This is a genomic window from Affinibrenneria salicis (genome assembly GCF_008710095.1).
Genome location: NZ_VYKJ01000001.1, coordinates 172,514 through 195,411, shown reverse-complemented (window position 1 = coordinate 195,411; position 22,898 = coordinate 172,514). Strand labels below are relative to the sequence as shown.

The 22,898-nt window shown below is 57.4% G+C and carries 16 protein-coding genes and 5 pseudogenes; 14 read left to right on the top strand and 7 right to left on the bottom strand.

Annotated features, from left to right (window positions below; translation table 11 throughout):
• Window positions 1-5 precede the first annotated feature (5 nt).
• Together aceF and lpdA are read left to right on the top strand one after the other, a co-directional pair.
• Window positions 6-1,874: a pyruvate dehydrogenase complex dihydrolipoyllysine-residue acetyltransferase gene (aceF, locus tag FJU30_RS00835; RefSeq protein ID WP_150433548.1), complete on the top strand. Its 1,869-nt coding sequence runs from the start codon at window positions 6-8 to the stop codon at window positions 1,872-1,874.
• 305 nt (window positions 1,875-2,179) lie between these two features.
• Entirely contained in the window at window positions 2,180-3,604 is a 1,425-nt protein-coding gene (gene lpdA / locus FJU30_RS00830; RefSeq protein ID WP_150433838.1) for a dihydrolipoyl dehydrogenase, read from the top strand.
• A 147-nt stretch (window positions 3,605-3,751) separates the two neighbouring features.
• On the opposite strand, the gene FJU30_RS00825 is transcribed toward lpdA, so the two are convergent.
• Window positions 3,752-4,012, bottom strand: coding sequence for a hypothetical protein (locus FJU30_RS00825; protein ID WP_150433547.1), 261 nt, complete (start codon window positions 4,010-4,012; stop codon window positions 3,752-3,754).
• Between the two features lie 222 nt (window positions 4,013-4,234).
• Between FJU30_RS00825 and FJU30_RS00820 the strand changes: the two genes are divergently transcribed.
• Window positions 4,235-4,738, top strand: coding sequence for a hypothetical protein (locus tag FJU30_RS00820; RefSeq protein WP_150433546.1), 504 nt, complete (start codon window positions 4,235-4,237; stop codon window positions 4,736-4,738).
• A gap of 50 nt (window positions 4,739-4,788) precedes the next feature.
• On the opposite strand, the gene FJU30_RS00815 is transcribed toward FJU30_RS00820, so the two are convergent.
• Complete coding sequence (locus FJU30_RS00815; protein WP_150433545.1) at window positions 4,789-5,775, bottom strand: helix-turn-helix transcriptional regulator; 987 nt, start codon at window positions 5,773-5,775, stop codon at window positions 4,789-4,791.
• Between the two features lie 388 nt (window positions 5,776-6,163).
• On the opposite strand from FJU30_RS00815, the gene FJU30_RS00810 reads away from it, so the two are divergent.
• The 6 genes and pseudogenes from FJU30_RS00810 (at window position 6,164) to acnB (ending at window position 15,895) form a co-directional block, all read left to right on the top strand.
• On the top strand, window positions 6,164-8,422 hold the full coding sequence (locus FJU30_RS00810; RefSeq protein ID WP_150433837.1) for a TonB-dependent siderophore receptor: 2,259 nt from the start codon (window positions 6,164-6,166) through the stop codon (window positions 8,420-8,422).
• 229 nt (window positions 8,423-8,651) lie between these two features.
• A pseudogene (locus FJU30_RS27550) lies at window positions 8,652-9,010 on the top strand (YjeO family protein).
• A gap of 13 nt (window positions 9,011-9,023) precedes the next feature.
• Window positions 9,024-9,893 (top strand): alpha/beta hydrolase, encoded by an 870-nt coding sequence (locus tag FJU30_RS00795; protein ID WP_223881489.1) that lies wholly within the window; start codon window positions 9,024-9,026, stop codon window positions 9,891-9,893.
• A 199-nt stretch (window positions 9,894-10,092) separates the two neighbouring features.
• Window positions 10,093-11,253 (top strand): immunity 26/phosphotriesterase HocA family protein, encoded by a 1,161-nt coding sequence (locus FJU30_RS00790; RefSeq protein ID WP_223881488.1) that lies wholly within the window; start codon window positions 10,093-10,095, stop codon window positions 11,251-11,253.
• A 255-nt stretch (window positions 11,254-11,508) separates the two neighbouring features.
• The gene (locus tag FJU30_RS00785; protein WP_150433543.1) at window positions 11,509-12,951 is read left to right on the top strand and encodes a DUF2262 domain-containing protein; all 1,443 of its coding nucleotides are present in this window, start codon (window positions 11,509-11,511) and stop codon (window positions 12,949-12,951) included.
• 346 nt (window positions 12,952-13,297) lie between these two features.
• Window positions 13,298-15,895: a bifunctional aconitate hydratase 2/2-methylisocitrate dehydratase gene (acnB, locus tag FJU30_RS00780; protein ID WP_150433542.1), complete on the top strand. Its 2,598-nt coding sequence runs from the start codon at window positions 13,298-13,300 to the stop codon at window positions 15,893-15,895.
• Window positions 15,896-15,971: 76 nt separating this feature from the next.
• Here acnB and FJU30_RS00775 read toward each other — a convergent pair whose 3' ends face one another.
• Both FJU30_RS00775 and FJU30_RS00770 read right to left on the bottom strand, forming a co-directional pair.
• A complete protein-coding gene (locus FJU30_RS00775; protein ID WP_223881487.1) occupies window positions 15,972-16,328 on the bottom strand; it encodes a hypothetical protein in 357 nt (118 codons plus the stop codon).
• Entirely contained in the window at window positions 16,315-16,650 is a 336-nt protein-coding gene (locus FJU30_RS00770; protein ID WP_223881486.1) for a hypothetical protein, read from the bottom strand. The genes FJU30_RS00775 and FJU30_RS00770 overlap by 14 nt, the downstream gene beginning before the upstream one ends.
• A 597-nt stretch (window positions 16,651-17,247) precedes the next feature.
• Here FJU30_RS00770 and FJU30_RS00765 point away from each other — a divergent pair.
• Window positions 17,248-18,276 (top strand): annotated as a pseudogene (locus tag FJU30_RS00765) (IS110 family transposase).
• A gap of 271 nt (window positions 18,277-18,547) precedes the next feature.
• Window positions 18,548-18,910, top strand: a complete 363-nt coding sequence (gene yacL, locus FJU30_RS00760; RefSeq protein WP_150433541.1) for a protein YacL — start codon at window positions 18,548-18,550, stop codon at window positions 18,908-18,910.
• Between the two features lie 51 nt (window positions 18,911-18,961).
• Here the strand turns inward: yacL and FJU30_RS00755 are convergent, their stop codons facing one another.
• From FJU30_RS00755 to FJU30_RS00745, 3 genes are read right to left on the bottom strand one after another with little or no spacing between them, the layout of a single operon-like run.
• Window positions 18,962-19,840 carry a metal ABC transporter substrate-binding protein gene (locus tag FJU30_RS00755; protein ID WP_150433540.1) on the bottom strand — a complete coding sequence of 293 codons (879 nt, stop codon included), beginning with the start codon at window positions 19,838-19,840 and terminating at the stop codon, window positions 18,962-18,964.
• A 30-nt stretch (window positions 19,841-19,870) separates the two neighbouring features.
• A complete protein-coding gene (locus FJU30_RS00750; RefSeq protein ID WP_150433539.1) occupies window positions 19,871-20,725 on the bottom strand; it encodes a metal ABC transporter permease in 855 nt (284 codons plus the stop codon).
• A complete protein-coding gene (locus FJU30_RS00745; RefSeq protein ID WP_150433538.1) occupies window positions 20,700-21,410 on the bottom strand; it encodes a metal ABC transporter ATP-binding protein in 711 nt (236 codons plus the stop codon). The genes FJU30_RS00750 and FJU30_RS00745 overlap by 26 nt, the downstream gene beginning before the upstream one ends.
• Before the next feature lie 326 nt (window positions 21,411-21,736).
• Here FJU30_RS00745 and FJU30_RS00740 point away from each other — a divergent pair.
• The 3 pseudogenes from FJU30_RS00740 to FJU30_RS00730 all read left to right on the top strand — a co-directional run.
• Window positions 21,737-21,927: pseudogene (locus FJU30_RS00740) on the top strand (L-threonine dehydrogenase); the annotation flags it as partial.
• Between the two features lie 2 nt (window positions 21,928-21,929).
• Window positions 21,930-22,168 (top strand): annotated as a pseudogene (gene rhaM, locus FJU30_RS26985) (L-rhamnose mutarotase); the annotation flags it as partial.
• A gap of 160 nt (window positions 22,169-22,328) precedes the next feature.
• Window positions 22,329-22,790, top strand: a pseudogene (locus FJU30_RS00730) (IS5/IS1182 family transposase); the annotation flags it as partial.
• Between the last annotated feature and the right edge of the window lie 108 nt (window positions 22,791-22,898).

Below are 22,898 nucleotides of genomic sequence, written 5' to 3'. Positions count from 1 at the left end.
ATTACATGGCTATCGAAATCAACGTACCGGACATCGGTGCAGATGAAGTTGAAGTCACCGAAGTGCTGGTGAAGGTGGGCGATAAAGTTGAAGCGGAACAATCGCTGATTACCGTCGAGGGCGATAAGGCTTCAATGGAAGTCCCGTCGCCTCAGGCCGGCGTGGTGAAAGAAATCAAGATTGCCGTTGGCGATAAGGTCGAAACCGGCAAGCTGATTATGCTGTTTGAGGCCGCTGACGGCGCCGCGCCGGCCGCGGAAGAGAAAAAAGAACAGGCGAAACCGGCCGCCGCAGCCAGCGCCAGCCAGGACGTCGCCGTGCCGGATATCGGCGGCGACGAAGTGGAAGTCACCGAAGTGCTGGTCAAGGTTGGCGATAAAGTGACCGCCGAGCAGTCGCTGATCACCGTTGAAGGCGACAAGGCTTCGATGGAAGTGCCTGCGCCGTTCGCCGGTACGGTCAAAGAAATCAAAATCGCCGTGGGCGACAAAGTGAAAACCGGCTCGCCGATCATGGTGTTTGAGGTCGAAGGCGCCGCCGCGCCTGCGGCCGCGCAAGCCGAAGCGCCCGCCGCGCCGTCGGCCAGCGCCGCTTCCGCCGCCAAAGACGTTAATGTGCCGGATATCGGCGGCGACGAAGTGGAAGTCACCGAAGTGCTGGTCAAGGTTGGCGATAAGGTGACCGCCGAACAGTCGTTGATCACCGTTGAGGGCGACAAAGCTTCGATGGAAGTGCCGGCGCCGTTCGCCGGTACGGTCAAAGAGATCAAAATCGCCGTGGGCGACAAGGTGAAAACCGGCTCGCCGATCATGGTGTTCGAAGTAGAAGGCGCGGCGCCGGCAGCGGCGCCCGCAGCGAAAGCTGAAGCTGCGCCGGCGCCGGCTAAGCCGGAAACGCAGAGCGCGGCGCCGAAGGCTGCGGATAAAGGCGAATTCGCCGAAAACGCCGCCTACGTGCACGCCACGCCGCTGATCCGCCGTCTGGCGCGCGAATTCGGCGTCAACCTGGCGAAAGTGAAGGGCACCGGTCGTAAAGGCCGCATTCTGCGCGAAGACGTTCAGGCCTACGTGAAAGACGCGGTGAAACGCGCCGAGTCCGCGCCGGCCGCCGGCGCGGCGGGCGGTACGCTGCCGGGTCTGCTGCCGTGGCCGAAAGTGGACTTCAGCAAGTTCGGTGAAGTTGAAGAAGTCGAGCTGGGCCGCATTCAGAAGATCTCCGGCGCCAACCTGCACCGTAACTGGGTGATGATCCCGCACGTGACGCAGCATGATGAAGCCGACATCACCGACGTCGAGGCTTTCCGTAAGCAGCAGAATGTGGAAGCCGAGAAGAAGAAGATGGACGTGAAGATCACGCCCGTGGTGTTCATTATGAAAGCGGTGGCTAAAGCGCTGGAAGAGTTCCCGCGCTTCAACAGCTCGCTGTCTGAAGACGGCCAGCGCCTGACGCTGAAGAAATACATTAACATCGGCGTGGCGGTCGATACGCCGAACGGTTTGGTTGTGCCGGTGTTCCGCGATGTGAATAAGAAAGGCATTGTCGAGCTGTCCCGCGAGCTGATGGAAATCTCCAAAAAAGCGCGCGGCGGTAAGCTGACGTCTTCCGATATGCAGGGCGGATGTTTCACCATCTCCAGCCTGGGCGGTCTTGGCACCACGGCGTTTACGCCGATCGTCAACGCGCCGGAAGTGGCGATTCTGGGCGTTTCCAAATCGTCCATTAAGCCGATCTGGAACGGGAAAGAGTTCGCGCCTCGCCTGATGCTGCCGCTGTCACTGTCTTTCGACCACCGTGTAATCGATGGTGCCGACGGTGCGCGTTTCATCAGCTTCATCAACGGCGTGATGGCCGATATCCGTCGTCTGGTGATGTAACCGTAAAGGCTGGTCAGGCGACCAGCCTTTTTGTTTAACGTCGGCGTTGTCGGGTCGTTAATCCGCACAGCGCCGCAGAGGCACTCTTCGCCCGGGCGTGCTTTGCAGATTATTAACAGTTCTGTAAACTGCTGAAGGTGGGAGCGTCCCGGTGGACGATGGGCGTACTGAATTAATTCGCCATATACTCACTTTATTTCGGGTTGCCGGAAGGCGGCGAGCGATCGCGGCCAACGTACCGCAACTGGAAAACGACGAGTATAAAACGACGTCTGACCGCCGGACAAACAAAACAAGAGGTCATGATGAGTACTGAAATTAAAGCTCAGGTGGTGGTTCTGGGGGCAGGCCCCGCCGGCTATTCCGCGGCGTTCCGCTGTGCGGACCTGGGGCTGGACACCGTCCTGATTGAACGCTACGCCACGCTGGGCGGCGTCTGTCTGAATGTTGGCTGTATCCCTTCCAAAGCGTTGTTGCACGTCGCTAAAGTCATCGAAGAAGCTAAGGCGCTGGCGCAGCACGGTATCGTTTTCGGCGAACCTAAAACCGACATCGACAAAATCCGCAGCTGGAAAGAGAAAGTTATCGCTCAGCTGACCGGCGGCCTGTCGGGTATGGCGAAAGGTCGTAAGGTTAAAGTGGTTAACGGCGTGGGCAAATTCACCGGCGCCAACACCCTGGTGGTAGAAGGCGAAGGCGGTACGACTACCGTTAACTTTGACAATGCCATCATCGCCGCCGGTTCTCGTCCTATTCAATTGCCGTTTATTCCGCATGAAGACCCGCGCGTATGGGATTCCACCGATGCGCTGGAGCTGAAAACCGTGCCGGAACGTCTGCTGGTGATGGGCGGCGGGATCATCGGTCTGGAAATGGGCACGGTCTATCATGCGCTGGGTTCTCAGATTGAAGTGGTCGAAATGTTCGATCAGGTTATCCCGGCGGCCGATAAGGACGTGGTGAAAACCTTTACTAAACGCATCAGCAAACAGTTCAAGCTGATGCTGGAAACCAAAGTGACCGCCGTTGAGGCGAAAGATGACGGTATCTACGTCACGATGGAAGGTAAAAACGCGCCGGCCGACGCGCAGCGCTATGATGCCGTACTGGTCGCCATCGGCCGCGTACCGAACGGTAAATTGATCGATGCCGGTCATGCCGGAGTGGAAGTGGACGATCGCGGCTTTATTCGCGTGGATAAACAGATGCGCACCAACGTGCCGCACATCTACGCTATCGGCGATATCGTCGGCCAGCCGATGCTGGCGCACAAAGGCGTACACGAAGGGCACGTGGCCGCGGAAGTGATTTCCGGTAAAAAGCACTACTTCGATCCGAAAGTGATCCCATCCATCGCCTATACCGAGCCGGAAGTGGCATGGGTCGGCGTAACGGAAAAAGAAGCGAAAGAGAAGGGGATCAGCTACGAAACGGCGACCTTCCCATGGGCGGCTTCCGGCCGCGCGATCGCATCCGACTGCTCGGATGGCATGACCAAGCTGATTTTCGATAAGGAAACGCATCGCGTTATCGGCGGGGCCATTGTCGGCGCCAACGGCGGCGAGCTGCTGGGCGAAATCGGTCTGGCGATTGAGATGGGCTGCGATGCGGAAGATATTGCGCTGACCATCCATGCGCACCCGACGCTGCATGAATCCATCGGCCTGGCGGCCGAGGTGTACGAAGGCAGCATTACCGATTTGCCTAACCCGAAAGCGAAAAAGAAATAAGCGTTATTCGCCTTCGGCAAAAAGCTCCTGTTACGGGAGCTTTTTTTTTGGGGGGCGCGGGTAAAAACACGGACGGCGCGGGCGCGATTTTTATAGCTGGCGCTGACAGACTGTTTTGCGCGCCTTGCGCGTCCTGAATATGCCTGATTAATGTACCATTCGGCCGTTTTCCGGCCCGCTGGTCTGCAGCATGACAATCAGATTTGACAGCGGATTAGACAAAAAGAACTGATGGCAGCCTGAAACGCCCATGATGTGCGACATGGCGACCGCCAGGTTGGCCAACGCCGTTTCGGGCGGCAGCTGTTTGTCCGCCAGCATGTTGAGTATCTCTTGTACGGTGTCGCTACTGGCCGCGGCGACAATATTCTGCGGCTGCGCCGGCGTAGTCTTGTCGCATTGATTCATAATCTGGACTCCTGTTTGACGAAACGATAATCAATATTGGATATATATTGTCCGGAACGTTGTTTTCAAGTGGCGGTGCGGCGGATTTTTTGCGATTTTCGAACGGATGGTAATATGCTGGTTTTGATGCATCGTCGAAGCGCCGCGGCGCAGAATAATGAAAGACGTATTTTGGGGATGTCTGTGTAAGGCGTGTCTGATGCTGATGAGGGCTGTTTTGTTATGCTGCGTACTCCATTAAAACCGGGGCTTATGGTGATAAGCATGCTGCTCTTTATGCTTGCCCCGGCGGTAGCGATGTCCCCGTTTGCTGATAAGAACATCGAAATTAAAGCGGAAAATGCCATGTTTCGCGGCGTTGACGAGCTTGAGCCTGACGGCAAACTTATTTTAACCGTTGAAACTGTCCGTACGGATCGGGAGGTGACGTCAGCGATTAAACGTTCGCCTTCGCTTTTGTCCGGATATGCGGATCCGGTGGTTGTTACTGGTTATGTGGTTACCCCGGCTGATGAACGACTGCGACACCACAAAGTAAGAATTCGTTTGCCAGAACAAGAGTGGGCGCGGATTGCGGCGAAAGCGCAAGATATTATCGGTATTGGGATCATTGATACCGATAATGGCCCCGGGCTGCTTTGTCTGGAAAATCTCAGCTCGCTGGATGAAAAAGGCGAGCAGGCATGGTTGCACGGTACTGCGTGTCGTAAGCGCTGGGATAAGTGATAATCGCTATTTGCTCATCATTGTCCGTTATTCCCTCTCCTTAACCGCCTTCAAAACCGATCCTTAACCTGGCCTGGCGTGACGCCGTAGACGCGACGCAGAGCGGTGGCGAAGTTAGCCGGGCTATTATAGCCCGCCAGGCTGGCCGCCTGGGCGATGCCAATCCCTTCTTTTTGCATAGCCAGCATGGCCCGCTGCAGCCGGCAGTTGCGCAGGTATTCGAACACCGTCATGTTGAACGTCTGACGAAAGTGACGCTGCAGAGTACTTTCACTCATGCTGACGTTGCTGGCGATTTCCGCAATGGTGAGCTGATCGGCCGCGCCGCTTTCCAGCATATCTCTGACCTGCTGCACGCGATGATGGTTGCGCAATGTGACGCCGGGCACCTCCTTATTCTGTTGCGCCTGGCTGGTGAGCGAACTAAAGGCTTCAATGATCAACATCATGCACTGGCTCTCCAGATACAGTCGCTGGAGCGGCGTGCTGCACGCTTCCGTATTCAGTATCTGCCAGGCGATGCCCAGCGCCTGACGCGAAGGCGTCCATAAATGCGTGGCGAGGTGGGTCTGAGTGAAATCATAAATTGCCTGCCAGTCGTCGACGCTGTCCAGCAAATTACCGTACAGCCAGTCGCGGCTAAAGGTGAGCGATACGGTGCGTTCGTATTCGTCTCGTTTGCCGTTGCGGCTAAACAGCGTCGGTTCGGTCAGCGACATCAATGAGGCCGGCTGCGCCTTGCCCAGATGCAACAACCGATCTCCATAGGTAATATGCGCGATGCCGTTAACCACAATGGCCAGCTTGATGGCGCCATTGAGCAAGCCCTGCGTTTTCATATTGTGCAGATTGACCACATCCGCCGTGTGTAAAATCAAGTCGCGATTCAGCTGAATGACATTAAAGCTGCCGAACAGCAGCGGCATATCATCAATCAGCCCAACGCCCTGGCAACGGTAGTTATTGGAAACCAGACTGGACTGCTGGACGATGTGATTCTTATAGATTGATTTAGACGACGGAACATGATTTCGCATGATTTCCCCTTCAATTGTCTGGTTTTTCCGCGTCATTTTGCTGCTTTTGCAAAACAATTTGCTGTTTGCGCAAACCCGGTATCAGACAACAAATGTAACAATGGCTACGCCAAATTGGTAATGCAAATACTTATCAGTAGCATTTTTCGTTGGTGGCCCGCAGCGCGTCGTGGCGATTCTCCTGCCGTACAGTATGTCTGCAGGAAGGTATACACGCTTTATCCATTCCGGGCGAGAGCGTTTCCGCCGGTAACAGAGCAATGATAGCGCGGGCTCCCCTTAACGGGCGCCGCGATCTTTAAGACGGCCGGTTAAGCGCCGTCAGCATATGCGCCAGTCAGCAACGACCGTCTTTCAGATTACGACTATTACAGGGCGATTTTAAATGATGAAATTACCACCACGCCACTACCTGGCGACGTTGATTGGGTTGAGCTGTTCAACCATCCCCTTCCTGACGTGGGCGCAGACGTCGGCGACTGATTCAGGCACCGCCAGCGAGACTCAGCAGAATGCGGGCGCCGGCTCTTCCGATACGATGGTGGTGACGGCCGCGGAGCAAACCCGTCAGGCGCCGGGCGTATCTGTAATTACGGCGGAGGACATCAGCAAACGTCCGCCGACGAGTGATTTATCCGAGCTTATTCGCACTATGCCGGGCGTCAATCTTTCCGGCAACTCGAACAGCGGTTCGCGCGGCAACAACCGCCAGATCGATATTCGCGGCATGGGGCCGGAAAATACCCTGATTCTGGTGGACGGCAAGCCGGTTTCCAGCCGCAATGCGGTGCGCTATGGCTGGCGAGGTGAGCGCGATACTCGCGGCGATACCAGCTGGGTGCCGGCCGATATGGTCGAACGCATCGAAGTGCTGCGCGGTCCGGCGGCGGCGCGCTACGGCAACGGCGCCGCGGGCGGGGTGGTCAACATTATTACCAAACAGCCCACGCAGGAACTGCATGGTACCTGGAACGCTTATATGAACGCGCCGCAGCACAAATCGGAAGGCGCGACCAAACGTACGGATTTCAGCCTGATGGGCGGGCTGACGGATAACCTGAGCTTCCGTCTGTACGGTAATATCAATAAAACCCAGGCCGATGCGATAGATATTAACGACGGGCACCAGCTGAATCCGAGCGTGACGACGATCCCCGCCGGGCGCGAGGGCGTGCGCAACAAGGACATCAATGGGTTGCTGCGCTGGGAGTTTATGCCGCAGCAAACGCTGGAGTTTGAGGCCGGTACCAGTCGTCAGGGCAATATTTACGCCGGCGATACTGAAAACAATAACAGCAACAGCACATCGCTGGATAAGTACGGTCAGGAAACCAACCGTATGTACCGGCAGAATTTTTCCGTTACCCACCGAGGCTACTGGGATAGCGGCATTAGCGCGCTTTCTTACTTGCAGTATGAAAATACGCACAATACCCGTATTTTTGAGCAATTGTCGGGCGGTCCTGCCGGCAGGCCGACGGGCAATGACTACGCCACCATCAAGCTGGATACCTATACCGCCCACAGCGAACTGAATATCCCGCTGGAATTGCTGTTTAACCAGACGGCCACCGTTGGGGTGGAGTGGGTTGAACAGAAGATGAAGGATCCGGCATCCAATACGCAAACCACCACCGAAGGCGGCAGTATCGGTTCTATTAGCGACGCCAACCGCAGCGACAAAATCTCGGCCCGTATCGCTTCTGTTTTCGCCGAAGACAATATTGAATTGACCGATAGCACGATGCTGACGCCCGCGCTGCGTTTCGATCATCACAGCATGATCGGCAATAACTGGAGTCCGTCGTTAAACCTGTCCCAGCAGTTGGGCGGGGATTTCACTCTAAAAATGGGGATCGCCAGGGCCTATAAGGCGCCTAACCTTTATCAGCTTAACCCCAACTACCTGCTGTATAGCCGCGGTAATGGCTGCTACGGCGGCGGCTCCTGCTACCTGATGGGCAACGAGGATCTCAAAGCGGAAACCAGTATTAATAAGGAAGTCGGTATTGAGTTCAAGCGCGACGGCTATCAGGCGGGCGTCACTTATTTCCGCAATGATTACCGCAATAAGATTGAATCAGGCGTTCATTCGCAGGGTGCGGCATCCGGCGGAACGGGAAGCTACGCTAACTCCACTATATATCAATGGGAAAACGTACCTAAAGCGCTGCTGGAAGGACTGGAAGGCACGCTGAATATTCCCGTGACGGAGACCATTAGCTGGAACAATAACATTACCTGGATGCTGCAGTCGAAAAACAAAACGACTGGCGATCGACTGTCGATCACGCCGCAATTTACCCTGAACTCCTCGGTCAGCTGGCAGGCCACCGAAGACCTTTCTTTACTGGCCGATATGACATGGTATGGTCGCCAGAAACCGAAAAAATACAATTATCAGGGAACGGAGACGTCAGGCTACGATCGGCATGAGGTCAGCCCTTATGCGGTCTTTGGCCTGAGCGGGACTTACGATGTCAATAAATACGTCAGCGTAACGACCGGGGTGGAGAACCTGTTCGATAAACGCCAGTTCCGGGCGGGGAACGCGCAAAGTCTTAATGACAACGGCGCCGGCGCCGGGGCGGCGACCTACAATGAACCAGGCAGAACTTTCTTTGTCAGTCTGAACACCCGCTTCTGATAGCCGTTCCCTGCGTCGCCAACCGGCGCAGGGAACCGCGGATAATCGTTTAATTTAGCGTAGCCAATATACCTGCAGTAAGGCGTATATATTCATCATCCTGCAAATCGCCGGTGCGTTGGCTGCGCTCAATTATTCAGCTCGTCTCCGGGCTTCCTCCATAAAGGGTCGACGCGTTGCGTTGTTCAAAACGATAACGTTTTGTTCCGCGGGGCGAATTATTTAGAATATGCCGGAGAAGAAAATACGTTGCGAAAATAATGGGAGTGAGCGAATGAACGGGAAACATTTCACGTTCAGTTTTATTTACGCCCTGTTCTGTTTTTTTAATATTGCTTACTTTTCTTATTTTAAGCAAGAGCAGTATGTTGATGGCGATGAGGTGAAGACGGCTTGTGATGCTTATCGTATCTTCATGGTCGATGATATAAGGTCAACCACGGCGCCGCTGACATTCATTATGCTGCTGCCTTTTTTTATTTATGCCTGAATAAAAAATACCGCTCAGGCTACCAGGCGCTTATGACGCTTATTCTTGCCGGATTTTGGTATTGGCGTTTTTTCGGCAGGCTACGGTGGTGCTTTTAGCGCAGGAGGACCGGTGTACCAGTTACCGAATACCCAGGATGAAATCATCACCCCGACAACCCGCGGTCGCTATCGCCTGATGACCTTTGTCCCCGGGCCTGAGACGGCGGCGCCGGCCGACGGCTGGCCGGTGATTTACCTGCTCGACGGCGCGCGCTATTTTCCGCTGGCGGTCGGCATAATGGAGGCGCTGGCGCGCCCGCGCTGCGGTATGCAGCCCGGCGTGGTGGTGGCGCTTGATTATGATGGCCCGACCCGGCGCGAATGCGACTACCGTCCGGCCGTGGAGGCGCTGGTGGCGGAGGCTAATCCGCTCGGCGGTTACTATCCGGGCGGTCTGGCGGGCGACGCTGCCGGATTCCGTCAGTTCCTGCGCAACGAACTGCGGCCGCTGATCGCCAGCCGCTATCCGATCGATCCTGCCCGGCGCGCGCTATTCGGCCACTCCTACGGCGGCCTGTTTACCGTCGATACCTTGCTCAGCGAGCCGGACGACTTTCAGCACTTTTATGCGGCCAGTCCGTCGGTCTGGTGGAACGGCCAGTATCTGTTGCGTCACGCCGCGGCGTGCGCCGCGCAGTCGCTGGCGCCGGGACGGGCGCTGCCGGCCGGGCTGGCGCTGTCGGTGGGCGAATATGAACAATCGCTGGAGCCGTGGGAAATGGCGCTGCCGGATAAACAGCGTAAGGCGCTGCGCCAGCATCGCCATCAGCGCCGGATGGTGGACGGCGTGCGCGAACTGGCGTGGATACTGCGCGAACGCCTGCCGGCATTGTCGGTTACACTGCATATCTATCCTGAACAATCCCACCAGTCGGTGCCGCTGCTTTCCATGCAGCACGCGTTGCGGACGCATTTTTGCTGGTCCCCCGGTCAGGGATAAGTCCGACCGCCTTGCTGCGCCTGATCCCGATTCGTGCGCTGACTGCGTTCTCCCCCGGCGTGCTGACATGCCCGGTATTTCTGATAATCTGAATGTCCATTTACCCCCTTTGTTTTGCCCTGCCGCGGAAGCGGCGTAATTGCGCCGGTGCTTCCCGGGAGAAAAACAGACATAAGCGGGAATCACCAGGGAGCGTTAAATGAGTATCAAACCAGTCACCGGTGTGGACAGCTGGCTGTCGAATACGTTGCGCCCGCTATTTGGACTGAATCTGCTGGACGATAACTGGGATATCCTGGAGTTAAAAGCGGGATATTTTATCTGTATGGAGGGCGATATCGTCAAAAAAAGCATCGCCGTCTACAGCCACGCTTATCATGAGGCCGACCTGCATATTCTGACCCGCGACCGGCAGGTGATTTTACCGACCACGGCGCGCGGCAGGGAGAAAAAACTCAACTATACCGGCATCTCAAAGACGAGGGCGCAGACAATCGATTTTTCTATCGGGCTTAAAACCGACGCCGCGCCCGCCGGCATCAGAGTGTTTAACCCGCATACTTATGCGGCGCTGCCGATTCGCGGCTGCGAACAGATCGCTACCCGGGCGGACATGCAGCGCTGGCTGGCGCGGTATGCGCAACGCCTGCCGGTCGACTATGCGCGCAAGCTGGAGCGCCTGCTGCGTATGAGGAACCCGCGTCATAAAGCGCAGCCGGGGGAAATATTCAGAGTCGAATTGGATCTGTATCGCGAAGGATACGTGCTGGTCATTGGCGATGTGCGCAGGATGAGGAAAGACGGTCTGTTTTGCGCCGACAGTATCTGGAACAGCCTGATGACCGTACCGCTGTTTGTTCGTCCCTGGCGGTTTATCACCCATAACCGCATTCCCGCGCTGCAGGAAATCATCGAGGCTCCGCTGGCGGATTATGCGGGAAGCGTGATGGACGATAACTTTCTGCGCGGCCGTTATGAATATATGGGACGTAAGATGCTGAGCGAAGAGGATATTCTGCTGCCGATCGGTTACGGCCTCCGCACGAACAGCGGCGGGCAGCGATCTTACCAACTGAGCTGGGGCTGCGGCACGCTGTCGAAACCGGAGTCGGAAACCCGGCTGACCACGGGACGCGACTATCTGAATAATGGCGTTTACAGCGGCGTGCCGGAGAGCTGGTTTAGCGACGATCCGGCGGCGAAAGCGGCGCTGGATTTACTGTATAACGATCGCGTACGCGCCGACGCGCTGGCCGAGTTCGGTCTGGCGCCGGCGTGCTCGTTTGACGAATTCAGCCGTCAGGCGGGAAGCGTGACGCGCGAGCAGTATCTGGACTATCTGCGGCAAAGCGCAAAATAGCGATAAGGTTTTAGCCGGTATTGGGCATAAGGCTGATCAACACCGGACGGTAATGTTCCGCTGTCGCAATCAGCACGGCAGCGCCCTCGGCGTGCATTATCCGTCGGGAAAAAATTTTGCGCATGCGGAAACCGGCGGTATTTTGACTGCCTGCAACAACGCGTAATATACAGATAAAATTTTACCCGGCATGAGGCGTCACGCGGGCAGAGAACCGGCGGGCGATGCATCAGCGTTTAGCGAAGGGACAACGCCATGTTTTATTATAGCGACGAAATACTGCGGCAAATTAAACTGTCCTTAGAGGAGAATGAGGCGGCGGCGAGCTTCCTGCGGGAGATTCAGGCTATTCATGCGCCGGGCTATCGATGTCTGGTGATCATTCAGAAAAAACAGGCGCTGCAGCTGGACGATGAGCACTGGCAAATCGTCGATGCGCCCCCGCAGCCCGGCGGCCCGTTCTGGCCGTGCGCCGATCTTTACCGGTGCGCCGGGGATTCTCCTCTCAGGGTGACGACCATGCCGCTGCCGCGTGAACTCAATATTTTGTCCCTCTCTTATGAAGACGAAAGCTGCTATCAACTGCAGGTTCTGGCGGACGGTGAAGAGATGGCGCTGTCGCTGGGCTATTTCGTCTCGCTGGAAGCGGTGGCCAGCCGATTGAGCGCAAAACTGAAAGACGGTCTGACCGACTATGACGTCATCGATGCTTTCAGAAACGAGGGGATTAAAATACTGCCTGCCGATGTAAAAGCGGCAGCCGCCCGGGCCGAAAAGGGGACGCTGAAGCAGGCGGCGGCAGGCGCCGTCTTTTATCATCAGGCGGAAATACGACAGTGGCTCAGACGGGCTTTCGCCGGGGATGAGCAGGCCGAACGCGCGCTGCAGTCGATTCAGGCCGGCCATATGACCGGTCATGATTCCCTGATGGTTATTCAGGAAAAACAGGCGCAGCCGCAGGGTAACGGCTACTGGCGGATATTTGATGCGCCTCCGTCGCCGGAGGGGCCGCGCCGGGTCTGCGTGGATCTCTATCGGTATGACGATGAGGGCGAGTCCGACGTCACGTCGCTGCCGCTGCCGCAGGGGCTGAATGCCTGTTCGCTCAGCCAGCGACAGGGAAAATACCAGCTGAACGTGCTGATGGATGGGGAGGCATGTCCGATGCCGCTGGGCTATCCAGCGCAGTTCGCCAATGCGGCGCAGACGCTTGATCTGTCGCGAGGCGTGACGGAACAGGAGATCGTGGCGGCCTTCAGGCGGATTCATCAGCCATGCCCGCCGATTGAACTGCCGGGCATGGGGCGGCTGACGTGCAATGCGCAACTGGGCGAATTTACCGGCGATATCGACGTTCACGGCCAGCGGCTGGTTTTGCGGCTGGCCAGCGGTCAGCGCGAGCGGGCGATGCAAATGCTGTCGTCTGTCGAATGCAGACTGCGCGACCTGACCGCCTGGAATGACGCCGCGCGTCAGTTCGCCGCTGAGCAACTGCTGGATATATGGAACGAATACTGGGCCGATCCCGATGACGAAGATGAACACTTTACCCATGAGCAGTTTATCGCTCAGCTCCGTCTGGATGAGATTGAGGTTGATGAGCATCGGGCGGCGATCAATTACAGCAATAAAGACGGCAACGGCGTCAGCGTGCATTATCAGCCGGGAAAAGGTTTTGCGCATGCGGAAATGGGCTGAATCGTTGCTGACCGGCGCTGCATTCAGCCGCCCTGCGCCGTGCGTTATTGCGCAAAGAGTGCGCGTCATTAGTGCAAATAGTGTGTCTCAACCGATCATGCTATTCTGCTGAAGTTGGTGTTTATCGGATGAAAAATCGTTACCCGGGCCATGAACAATGGCTAAACGATGTCTTGATGTTGCTTTTATGTGAACAAATTAACATTTGGTTAAAATCCTGATATGCTGACGAGGCCAGACCGGGCGCTCTATGACCTTGCATCCACTCGCTTATCTCCGGGCATGGACATTCTGCGGGAATCAGAGGGCCAGGCATAATTAAGACAATGAGAGCGAGGAGAAAGTCGTGCCAGAAGAATACCGTAAGCACGTAGCCGAACGAGCTGCACAGGGGGTAGTTCCCAAACCGTTAGACGCCGGGCAAATGGCGGCGCTGGTGGAATCATTAAAAAACCCGCCTGCTGGTGAAGAAGACGTTCTGTTGGATCTGTTGACCAATCGTGTGCCTCCTGGCGTAGATGAAGCGGCTTATGTGAAAGCGGGCTTCCTGGCGGCCATCGCGAAAGGGGAAACCGTCTCGCCCCTGGTTACCCCAAAAAAAGCGATTGAATTACTGGGTACCATGCAGGGCGGATATAATATCCAGCCGCTGATCGAAGCGCTGGATAATGACGATCTGGCGAAAGGCGCGGCGAAGGCGTTGTCTCATACTCTGCTGATGTTCGACAATTTCTATGATGTGGAAGAGAAAGCGAAGGCCGGCAATCGCTGGGCCAGCCAGATTCTGCAGTCCTGGGCTGACGCCGAATGGTTCCTGTCTCGTCCCGCGCTGGCGGAAAAAATCACCGTCACCGTTTTCAAAGTAACCGGCGAAACCAATACCGATGACCTTTCTCCCGCGCCCGATGCCTGGTCGCGCCCGGACATTCCGCTGCACGCGCTGGCGATGCTGAAAAATGCCCGTGAAGGTATTGAGCCCGATCAACCGGGCGTGGTCGGCCCGATTAAGCAAATCGAAGCGCTGAATCAGAAAGGCTTTCCGTTGGCCTATGTCGGCGACGTGGTTGGCACCGGTTCTTCCCGTAAGTCCGCCACCAACTCGGTGCTGTGGTTTATGGGCGACGATATCCCGTTTGTTCCGAATAAACGCGCCGGCGGCGTAGTGCTGGGCGGCAAAATTGCGCCGATCTTCTTCAACACCATGGAAGACGCCGGCGCGTTGCCCATCGAGGTGGATGTCTCCGCGCTGAACATGGGCGATGTGATCGATATCTATCCTTATCTCGGCGAAGTGAAAAATCACGCCACCGGCGAACTGCTGGCTACCTTCGCGCTGAAAACCGACGTGCTGCTGGATGAAGTGCGCGCCGGCGGCCGTATTCCGCTGATTATCGGTCGCGGCCTGACCACCAAAGCGCGCGAGTCGCTGGGCCTGCCGCACAGCGATGTGTTCCGGGTGGCGAAAGCGGTGGCGAGCAGCAGTAAAGGCTTCTCGCTGGCGCAGAAGATGGTCGGGCGCGCCTGCGGCGTGGCCGGGATTCGCCCCAATGAGTATTGCGAGCCGAAGATGACTTCGGTCGGTTCCCAGGACACCACTGGCCCGATGACGCGCGATGAGCTGAAAGACCTCGCCTGTCTCGGTTTCTCGGCCGATCTGGTGATGCAGTCATTCTGCCATACCGCCGCCTATCCGAAGCCGGTGGACGTCAACACGCATCATACGCTGCCGGACTTCATTATGAATCGCGGCGGGGTCTCTTTGCGTCCCGGCGATGGGGTTATTCACTCCTGGCTTAACCGCATGCTGCTGCCGGATACCGTCGGCACCGGCGGGGACTCCCATACCCGTTTCCCCATCGGCATTTCCTTCCCGGCGGGCTCCGGGCTGGTGGCCTTCGCCGCCGCAACCGGCGTGATGCCGCTGGATATGCCGGAATCCGTGCTGGTACGCTTTAAAGGCAAGATGCAGCCGGGCATTACCTTGCGCGACCTGGTGCACGCCATCCCGCTGTATGCAATTAAACAGGGCCTGCTGACGGTAGAGAAGAAAGGTAAGAAAAACATTTTCTCCGGCCGCATTCTGGAAATCGAAGGGTTGCCGGATCTGAAAGTGGAACAGGCTTTCGAACTGACCGATGCCTCGGCGGAGCGCTCGGCTGCCGGCTGCACCATCAAGCTGGATAAAGCGCCGATTATCGAATACCTGAACTCCAATATCGTGCTGCTGAAGTGGATGATCTCGGAAGGGTACGGCGATCGTCGTACGCTGGAACGCCGGGTGCAGGGCATGGAGAAATGGCTGGCCGACCCGCAACTGCTGGAAGCCGACGCCGATGCGGAATATGCCGCGGTGATCGATATCGATCTGGCGGAAATCAAAGAGCCTATCCTGTGCGCGCCTAACGATCCGGACGATGCGCGCTGGCTGTCCGACGTGCAGGGCGAAAAGATCGATGAGGTGTTTATTGGTTCCTGTATGACTAATATCGGCCACTTCCGCGCGGCGGGTAAACTGCTGGATCAGCACAAGGGGCAGTTGCCGACGCGTCTGTGGGTCGCGCCGCCAACCAAAATGGATGCCGCGCAGCTGACGGAAGAAGGTTATTACAGCGTATTCGGCAAGAGCGGCGCGCGGGTGGAAATCCCCGGTTGTTCGCTGTGTATGGGCAACCAGGCGCGCGTTTCCGACGGCTCGACGGTGGTTTCCACGTCGACGCGCAACTTCCCGAACCGTCTGGGCACGGGCGCCAATGTCTATCTGGCGTCGGCCGAACTGGCGGCGGTAGCCGCTCTGCTGGGACGTTTGCCTGCGCCGGAAGAATATCAGGCCTATATGGCGCAGGTCGATAAGACCGCGCAGGACACCTATCGTTATCTGAATTTCGACCAGTTGGAACAGTATACGGATAAGGCGGATGGGGTTATTTTCCAGACTGCGGTCTGATGACGATCCAGTCGGTCGCCGTATGAAAACAGCCGGGTTATCCCGGCTGTTTTTTACCGGTCAGGCGAGACGGATATCAGAACTGATATTCAGACAGTTTTTCTTCAACCGCCTTGTCGCCCTTGTATTTTTTCTGTAATTCCGGCTGCCGCCGCTGGGCGGCGCCGCAATACTGGTCTACGTCGCGCTCTATCTCGCGTCGCCGTTCTTCAGGCAGTGAGCTATCCCATTCCCCCGACAAATGCTGACAGGTGTCGGCGTTATCCAGAAACGACCGGACATCCTCAGGCAGTGAATCCGTATGCGCCGCGAGTACGCAACCCGAGAAAAGCATGGCGATCGGCCATACTGACATACGTCTTTTCATTTTATCGCCCATCAATTGACCCGTGTGGTTTATCCCGATCGCCGCTGTGGAATTAAATGACGCCATAGCTTTGGCCGGCGCGATGCAACCCGGCATTCATACCGGTTGAAGGCGGCGTATTGATGACAACATCGTTGCCGTTTTTATCTTTGATGGTCAGATTTCCCTGCCATGCGATACTCCTGTCGATGGCATGACCCTCCGTGTGACGGCTGCGCAATGCGGGCGCCACATGCAGCCTGCTCATACCGTAGGCATTAACCCTCGCCGTCGCCGCCTGGATGCTCGCATCCGCGTTCTGGTGCACCCATTGTATATTCACGCCGGCCATCGGAGGAACATCCTCCGGCCGCACTCTGCGCCGGTCGATCTTCCAGCTCCAGTGCATCAGGCACGCTCCGGCGGGCGGAACGTCGCGGATATCGTCACCTGCGCGCCGGCTGTCCGGAGCGCGGCGAGCAATTGATCGACAGACTCGCGAAAAGGCGATCTGAGATCCCGTGTAACCGTGCTGCCGGGAAAACGCATGACTCATTCCGGGCCGCTGAGTCTGTTCACTGAATAATTCCTTTTATTTAGCCTGGATGGGGGCGGCTGGTCGCGTAAAAAATATAACTTTTCATTATAGAGCAATTGGTTATGATGACATTAAGAATAGTTTGAAGATAATGACCGGAAGAAACCGGCCATCCGACCAGGGCGGGATGCAGAGGCGCGTTTTAGCGTCGCGCCGCCGCGTCAGCGGGCTCAGGCGGCCCGCGGAGCAAATAATCTTACCGGTTTTTGCCAGACGTATGCGAGGCATCACTGTGGCAATATCCAATACCCATTAAACTAAAAATGACGAGAGTGATACAGGGGAATGAGATGAACGCATCTCAACTATTTGACGAGTGGAACGGCGGGGTGTGGGGCCTCGCAGATTTCCGGCATCATCGTGCCCAATAGCGGGATTCATAAGTTCCCCAGACTGGAGACTCCACGCATGACAAAATATACTCCGGTTGGCGTAGATATCGCAAAACATCTGATTCATGTTCACTTCATCGATACACACAGCGGCGAAGCGGTGGATAAGCAACTGCGCCGTCAGGACTTCCTGACATTCTTCAGCAACCGCGGACCTGGCCTGATTGGCATGGAAGCCTGCGGCGGTGCTCAACACTGGGCAAGCGAAGTTGGAGAAACCCGGTCATCAGGTGCGATTGCGATTACTCCAGGCGAAGTTCGTCAAGGCGTTCCTTGATGGGAAACATGAACGACATCATGGATGTCCGCGCCATCTGGATGGCGGTGCAGCGGCCGGGCCGCAAGATTGCGGTCAAGAGCGAACAGCCGCAGGCATGCTGGCGCTGTATCTCATGCGCCGCCAGTGGATAAAATTCCGCACCGCACAGATAAATGCATGTACGGCCTGCTGCTGGCGTTCGGCGAAACAGGCGTAAAGGTCGCGCCGCGCTGAACAAGGCGTTGCCAGTGGCGCTGGAGCGACTGAAAGAAAGGTTGCCGCCGTTCCTCATCGCCCAGCATTGAAGAATAGCACCGTCGCCTGAGCGACCTGGACGAGCAGATTGACGCTCCCGAGAAACAGCAGGCGGCGCAGGCGAACCAGAATGAGACCTGCCGGCGACTGGGGGCTATCCCCGGCGTGGGGCCGCTGATAGCGACGGCGGTGGTAGCCACGATCGGCGATGCCCGCGCGTTCGGGGCGGGACGGGCGTTCGCGGCCTGTGTGGATCTGGTTCCCCGACAGACCGGCGCCGGCGGTAAGGTGAGGCTGCCGGGAATAAGCAAGCGCGGCGATACCTATTTGTGCGCGCTGTTTATCCATGGCGCGAGGGCGGCGAGCTTGCTGGCGAACGTGCCGGGGCCGTGGATAACGGAGTTAAAGAAACGGCGGCCGACCAGCGTGGCGGCGGTAGCGATGGCGAACAAGCTGGCGCGTACGGCGTGGGCGATAGCGGCACACGGGCGGGAGTACCGGAAAGATTACGTCAGCGTCAGGCCGTACTAACGGCAGGCGCTGAAAACCATTAACCCCTAAACGAAAGGGTGAATGCGGAAAGGTTGCTGAGGCAGTTGGAGTGATGACGAAGACAGGGACTTGCTAAACCTGAATGGTGGCCAGGGCCTGAAGCCCGCCAGGAGAATAAGGAACAAGTCGGCGAATCTCATCGAGGCTCGCGGAGTTGGCTGCAATAAGGCCGGATATCGAGCGGTGGCCTGTCCGTCAACGTCAGCACAACGGAAGCTTTGCAAACGGGATGCGTTCATATAGATGCACCATGGACTATGAGTTTCTGCGCGATGTTACCGGTCAGGTGATGGTCAGAATGTCGATGGGGCACGAAGCCGTCGGCCACTGGTTCAATGAAGAAGTGAAAGGCAATCTGGCGCTGCTGAGCGAGGTGCAGGCGGCGGCCCGTTCTGTAGCCGGCAGCGAGCGCCAATGGCAGCATGTCGGGCATGAATACACGCTGTTGCTGGACGGCGAAGAGGTCATGATCCGGGCCAATCAGCTGGCCTTTGCGATGGATGAAATGGAAGAGGGGATGAGCTACTACGATGAAGAAAGCCTGTCGCTGTGCGGCACGGATGACTTCCTGGCCGTGGTGGCGAAATACCGCGACTTTGTGCAGAAAAAGTAATCCATTGGCGAGTTATAGGCCTCGCAGGGCTTTCCCCTGCGAGGCAATGGTTTATTTCATCCCGGCTGCGATGGCGTCGACATTGTGACGGAACGCGGCGGCGTAGGTAGCCGCCGGGCCGGAGGCGTCGGTCAGCGCTTCCGGATAGAGTTCCCCGCCGGGTTCGGCGCCGCTGGCTGCGGCAATCTGTTTCACCAGACGCGGGTCGGTCTGGTTCTCAATAAAGTAGATTTTAACTTTTTCCTGCTTAATCTGTGAGATCAGCTTCGCGACTGTCCGGCTGCTGGCTTCCGACTCCGTGGAATACCCGACCGGCGACAGGAACGTCACGCCGTATTCGTGGCTGAAATAGCCGAACGCGTCATGGCTGGTCAGTACCTTACGTTTATCCTGCGCTATGCCGGCAAAGGTTTTTTGGGCGTAGTCGTCCAGCTGTTGTAATTGCGCGATATAGGCTTCGCCCCGCTGGCGATAGTCATTTGCGTGTTGCGCATCGGTGGCGATCAGGGCATTCATAATGTTGCGGGCGTAAATGATGCCGTTGCTCATACTGTTCCAGGCGTGCGGATCGGTCACGCGTTGGCCGTCTTCTTCCATGTGCAGCGGCGTCACGCCCTGCGAGGCGGTTATCACCTTGCCTTTATAGCCGGAAGCGCCAATCAGTCGATCCAGCCAGCCTTCCAGCCCCAGTCCGCTGACCACCACCAGATCCGCTCTGGCCAGCGTTTTACTGTCTTTGGGCGAAGGTTCGAACTCATGCGGATCGCCGTTCGGGCCGACCAGATCGGTTACGTGTACCTGATCGCCGCCGATCTGTCGCACCATATCGCCCGGCACAGAAAAGCTGGCGACCACCTCAAGGGTTTTCGCCATGCTCAGCGGGCTGATCAGCAGACCGCAGAGTGCGATAACCGGAATAAAACGCTTCATCTTCTCTCCTTAATAGCTATAACAGGGGGATTAGCGACGGGCACGCAGCATGCCGCCGCTGGAACCGAAACAGGCGGAAATACAGAAAATCAGGGTTGCGGTCAGGATAATCGCCGGGCCTGCCGGTAGATCGGCATGCCATGACCACAGAAGACCGAGCAGGCTGGCGGCCAGGCCGATGCCGACGGCGATGCACAGCATGACGGCCAGCCGCTGAGTCCAGAAGCGCGAGCTGGCCGCGGGCAGCATCATCATGCCGACGGTCATCAGAGTGCCGAGCAACTGAAAGCCGGCCACCAGGTTAAGCACCACCAGCGACAGAAACAGGGCGTGGATGAGCGCCCGGTAACGCCCGGCGGCGATCCTGAGAAAAGTAATATCGAAGGATTCGATCACCAGCGCCCGGTAGATCAGCGCCAGCACTATTACCGAGCAGGAGGCGATCAGGCCGATATCAATCAGCGCCGATCGATCGACGGCCAGCAGCGAGCCGAAGAGCACGTGCAGCAAATCGACGCTGGAGCCGCGCAGCGAGACCAGCGTCACGCCCAGCGCCAGCGAACCGAGATAAAAGCCGGCGAAGCTGGCGTCCTCTTTGAGTTTGGTGTGGCGGCTGACCAGCCCGGACAGCATGGCGACGGCCAGCCCGGCCAGAAAACCGCCGATGCCCATCGCCAGCAGCGACATGCCGGAAATCAGGTAGCCGATGGCCACGCCGGGCAGCACCGCATGCGACAGCGCGTCGCCGACCAGACTCATGCGGCGCAGCAGCAGGAAACAGCCGAGCGGCGTGGCGCTGAGCGCCAGCGCGAAACAGCCGACCAGCGCCCGGCGCATAAAGCCGAACTGAATAAAAGGGTCACTTAACCAGTGAAATAGCATCATGGAATAACTCTGATGGTTCAGGTGAGGGGGCGTCCGCCAGATTTTTGCCGCGCTCCAGACGCGGTCCGTCTGCATGCAGGTGCAGCACCTGCGGGAAATACTGCTGCACCATGTGGATATCGTGCAGCACCGCCAGAATAGTTCGCCCCTGGCGGTTCAGCCGGGTAATCACCTCCAGCAGTACCGCCGTGGTTTGTTGGTCGATGCCGGTAAAGGGCTCGTCCAGCAGCAGCACCGGCGACTGCATCACCAGCAGACGGGCGAACAGTACGCGTTGCAGCTGGCCGCCGGACAGTTCGCCAATCGGGCGGCGGGCGCAGTGCCGCATCCCGGTGGTTTCCAGCGCGTCATCCGCGTGCCGCCGCCAGTCGGCCGAAATCCGCCCCAGCATTCCGCTGTGAACGAAACAGCCCATCAGCACCAAATCCTGCACGCTGAGCGGAAACTGGCGATCGAATTCCGACAGCTGCGGCAGATAGCCCGGCGTCGACTCGCCGGCATGGTCTACATAGCAGCGGCCGGACAACGGCGGCAGCAAACCGGCCAGCGTCTTCAGCAGAGTCGATTTACCGCAGCCGTTGGCGCCGACTACGGCGGTCATTGAACCGCTGGCGAAATGCCCGCTGAATGTGCCGAGCGGCGGCTGGCCGCGATAGCCGTATGACAGTTCCTGCAGCGTGATCATACCAGCGCCGTCGCCCAGCCGATGAGCAGCCACAAAACGGCCAGAGCCAGCGCCGCTATGCCCAGCCGTTGCCAGGCTGAAAGAGAGTAAAGACTTGTCATGCCACCTGCTTCCCGATGATTATTGAGTGTTATGGTATAACATATCAAAACTTGCTCGCCAGCAAAGAAGTGAAAATTTTTTTCACCGCCGAACGTTCAGGGAGGATCAAAGACGGAGCGTGCCCGGCGGGGCAGCGGAGTTCTCCTGCGTTATGAGGATCCGACGCTTGCGCGGCGGAAAATAGCAAACTGTGAATGCTATCAAGCCCGGCTCTTTACAGACCCGGTGTGCCGCGGGTGGCAATCAACACCACTGCGGGCACCGCCGCCGGGATGATCAGCAATGCGGTGAGCATCGACAGCGCCCGTCAGGTGAAAGCGGTGATGATCGATCCGATATCATCCCGGATATTGCCGTGGACGACGCCAGCGTGATGCCGGATATTCCGGCGGACGTCACGGCGGCGACCGGCATACGCTGATTTGGCCCGAACTGAAAGCGACGCTGAAGCAGCATGGCGCGCATCGCTACGTCATCTATCTTGATGCCGACGCAATCGGCTGTTCGCCACGGTGGAGATCGAGTCCGGGGCGTGAAGGGAGGCGATCGCGCAGACCGAGGTTTGTCTGCGCTGATGGCGGCATATGCGCGATATTATGCCGTCCAACCCGGACAATAGCCCGGTGAGTCAGGCGCTGAAGGCGGTGTTTTATCTGGTGTCACGCCGTCGGACTGTTCATCTTCATTCGGAGGGGATGTCGGACGGTTTGATGCAGGATGATGACCGACTTTATCATGCGTGCAGATTGGTGGAAGCGCGCATGGTAAGGACGGTCATTACTGTTGCGGACGATTGGCTGCTCCCCCCGGCGGTTAACGCATGAAATAACCTGTGCCGACCGGTCGCTGAACAAGATTATTGATGCAGAGGCTTTCACGGTCCTTATCCGGCAGACACGCCGGAAAATCAGAGCGGCCGCCGCGGACCGGGCTTCCCGATGTCCGGCTATGCCACGATGAGCTTCGCCGCAAAAAATCGGAATACGCATTCCGCCACGGACCGGGGTCAGTTACTGGCCGTCGGAATATGCTGACCGCAATCGTGAGGTCGTGCGGTGTCGAATCAGCGCCTGACGGGGAGTAATGCGTGGTGGAAATAGACAACGGACTGCGAATCGTCGCTCGATCGCGGAAACAGCGATGAGGGTAAGACCGCTGTTCGGCGGTTCACTGATATTACATGACGATAACGGCCAGGTCGCAGAGGCTACGGCCATGGTTCGGGCACTGAATAAGCTGACGCGGGAAGGGATGCCGGAAAGTGTGCGTATTGCCTGAACGTTAACCTGAACCTGAACCTTATTACCGGGATACTGGTTCAAAATCTGATTTATTAAACCAGGCCCTTTTATCGGCTATCAAAACAGAAAAGCCCCGAATCCCGGG